Source organism: Limnohabitans sp., assembly GCF_044361985.1.
GTDB lineage: Bacteria > Pseudomonadota > Gammaproteobacteria > Burkholderiales > Burkholderiaceae_C > Limnohabitans_A.
The window spans coordinates 1-2,670 of sequence record NZ_JBIKHV010000189.1 but is presented as its reverse complement, the minus strand read 5'-3'; the positions used below and the strand labels follow the sequence as shown (position 1 = coordinate 2,670).

Below are 2,670 nucleotides of genomic sequence, written 5' to 3'. Positions count from 1 at the left end.
GCTCACCTCAGGTCGGCGGCCCATCACCAGAATCCAACAGGAGTTAATCCATGGCCCTACGTACTTTCCAGATCTACCGCTACGACCCTGACAAGGACGCCAAGCCTTATATGCAAACCATCCAGGTTGAATTGGACGGCCATGAACGCATGTTGCTTGACGCCTTGATGAAACTCAAAGCTGTGGATCCCACCATCTCCTTTCGCCGGTCTTGCCGCGAAGGCGTGTGCGGTTCGGACGCGATGAACATCAACGGTAAAAATGGTTTGGCATGTCTCACCAACATGAACACCCTGCCAGGCACCATCGTGCTGAAACCCCTGCCTGGTTTGCCTGTGATCCGCGACGTGATCGTGGACATGACCCAGTTTTTCAAGCAATACCATTCGATCAAGCCTTACCTGATCAACAGCACCATCCCGCCCGAAACCGAGCGCCTGCAAAGCCCGGAAGAGCGTGATGAGCTGAACGGTCTGTACGAGTGCATCTTGTGCGCCAGCTGCTCCACCGCCTGCCCTAGTTTCTGGTGGAACCCCGACAAGTTCGTGGGCCCAGCGGGTTTGCTGCAAGCCTACCGCTTCATCGCAGACAGCCGCGATGAGGGCACGGCCGAGCGCCTGGACAATCTGGAAGACCCGTACCGCTTGTTCCGTTGCCACACCATCATGAATTGCGTCGACGTTTGCCCCAAAGGTCTGAACCCCACCAAGGCCATCGGCAAGATCAAAGAGATGATGGTCCGTCGCGCTGTCTGATGCTGGTCACGCCTTTGCTTGAAGACGCGTCTTTGCTTGGCGCAGACCGTCTCGCTCCCTTGAGCGAGCGGTCGCTGAGCAAGCTTCGTTGGCGCAGTCGGCGGGGCCTGCTTGAAAACGACTTGTTCATCGAGCGCTTTTTCAATCGGCATGGTTCTCGATTGACCGTTGGACAGGCCCGCGGCATGTATGTGCTGATGGACCTGTCCGACAACGATCTCATGGACTTGCTGTTGCGCCGCAAGGCGTTGCAGCCAGAGATCAGCACCGAAGAGGTGTGCGAAGTCCTGGACATGTTGAGAGCTTGACCTTAAATGGATCACACCTGGAATTACTGAGGAAACCCACCATGAAACTCGCTGAGAACAAAGCCACCCTGTCATTCTCCGATGGCAGCCCCAGCATCGAGATGCCCGTTTACTCGGGCAACATCGGGCCCGACGTGATCGACATTCGCAAGCTGTATGCGCAAAGTGGCATGTTCACCTACGACCCAGGTTTCCTGTCCACAGCTTCCTGCCAGTCCGCCATCACCTACATCGACGGGGACAAGGGCGAACTGCTTTACCGCGGCTACCCCATCGAGCAATTGGCCAACAAGGCCGACTACTTGGACACCTGCTATTTGTTGCTCAATGGCGAACTGCCTGTGGGTCAGCAAAGCAAGGACTTTCATAAACTGGTGAACAACCACACCATGGTCAATGAGCAGATGCAGTTTTTCCTGCGTGGCTTTCGCCGTGACGCCCATCCCATGGCTGTCTTGACGGGCCTGGTGGGCGCTCTGTCTGCGTTCTACCATGACAGCACCGACATCAATAACCCGGAACACCGCCACATCGCTGCGATTCGACTGATCGCCAAGATGCCGACCCTGGTGTCCATGGCTTACAAATACGGTGTGGGCCAGCCTTTCATGTACCCCCGCAATGAACTGTCCTACGCGGGCAACTTCCTGCGCATGATGTTCGGCACGCCTTGCGAAGAGTACAAGGTCAATCCCGTACTTGAACGCGCCATGGACCGCATCTTCATCTTGCATGCAGACCACGAACAAAACGCCTCCACCTCGACTGTGCGCCTGTGCGGCTCTTCCGGTACCAACCCGTTTGCAGCCATCGCAGCAGGTGTGGCCTGTTTGTGGGGCCCGGCTCACGGTGGTGCCAACGAAGCCTGCCTGAACATGCTGGAAGACATCCAGAAAATGGGCGGCGTGTCCAAGGTTGGCGAATTCATGAACCAGGTGAAAGACAAGAACTCCAACGTCAAGCTGATGGGCTTCGGTCACCGTGTCTACAAAAACTACGACCCACGCGCCAAGCTGATGCAGGAAACTTGCGATGAAGTTCTGAAAGAACTAGGCCTGGAAAACGACCCGCTTTTCAAGCTTGCAAAAGAGCTCGAAAGAATCGCTCTGGAAGACGAATACTTTGTCAGCCGCAAGCTCTACCCCAACGTTGATTTCTACTCCGGCATCGTGCAACGTGCCATCGGCATCCCCGTCAATCTGTTCACGGGCATCTTCGCGCTGGCCCGCACCGTCGGCTGGATTGCCCAACTGAACGAAATGATCAGCGACCCCGAATACAAAATTGGTCGTCCACGCCAGTTGTTCGTCGGCTCGCCACGCCGCGAAGTGCAGCGTTGATCCGGTTCATGCCCAAGCCCAAAGCCCGCTCCGTGCGGGCTTTTTTCATGGTTTCATCTTGTTCAGAGCCACCTTGTGGTGGCAGTGCCGCGGCCCGCAAGGCCGATTTGCTGGCGCGAAGCGACTGATGAGGCCTTGCCGGCCACGGCGCTGCCACCACAAGTCCCTCAAAGCTTAAGACGTCACGAGCCAGGGTGACAAACAAGCCATGGGATCCGCATAAAATGGCGAGCTGCACTGAAGGAAGCACCATGGCACGTACGCTTT

3 protein-coding genes are annotated in these 2,670 nt (G+C 56.5%); all 3 read left to right on the top strand.

Translation table 11 applies throughout. The features are described from left to right. Positions 1–50 precede the first annotated feature (50 nt). Genes ACIQ3A_RS14915 through gltA form a run of 3 tightly spaced genes read left to right on the top strand, consistent with a single transcriptional unit; the run spans position 51 to position 2,403 of the window. The gene (locus ACIQ3A_RS14915; RefSeq protein WP_396432513.1) at positions 51–755 is read left to right on the top strand and encodes a succinate dehydrogenase iron-sulfur subunit; all 705 of its coding nucleotides are present in this window, start codon (positions 51–53) and stop codon (positions 753–755) included. Continuing rightward, positions 755–1,063 (top strand): succinate dehydrogenase assembly factor 2, encoded by a 309-nt coding sequence (locus ACIQ3A_RS14910; RefSeq protein WP_396432512.1) that lies wholly within the window; start codon positions 755–757, stop codon positions 1,061–1,063. The genes ACIQ3A_RS14915 and ACIQ3A_RS14910 overlap by 1 nt, the downstream gene beginning before the upstream one ends. Before the next feature lie 41 nt (positions 1,064–1,104). Continuing rightward, entirely contained in the window at positions 1,105–2,403 is a 1,299-nt protein-coding gene (gene gltA / locus ACIQ3A_RS14905) for a citrate synthase (protein ID WP_396432511.1), read from the top strand. Positions 2,404–2,670 lie beyond the last annotated feature (267 nt).

What these genes read in the sequence shown, in the direction of transcription:
- ACIQ3A_RS14915 (WP_396432513.1), top strand. Translation starts at nt 51, where the DNA reads ATGGCCCTACGTACTTTCCAGATCTACCGCTACGACCCTGACAAGGAC.
- ACIQ3A_RS14910 (WP_396432512.1), top strand. Translation starts at nt 755, where the DNA reads ATGCTGGTCACGCCTTTGCTTGAAGACGCGTCTTTGCTTGGCGCAGAC.
- gltA (WP_396432511.1), top strand. Translation starts at nt 1,105, where the DNA reads ATGAAACTCGCTGAGAACAAAGCCACCCTGTCATTCTCCGATGGCAGC.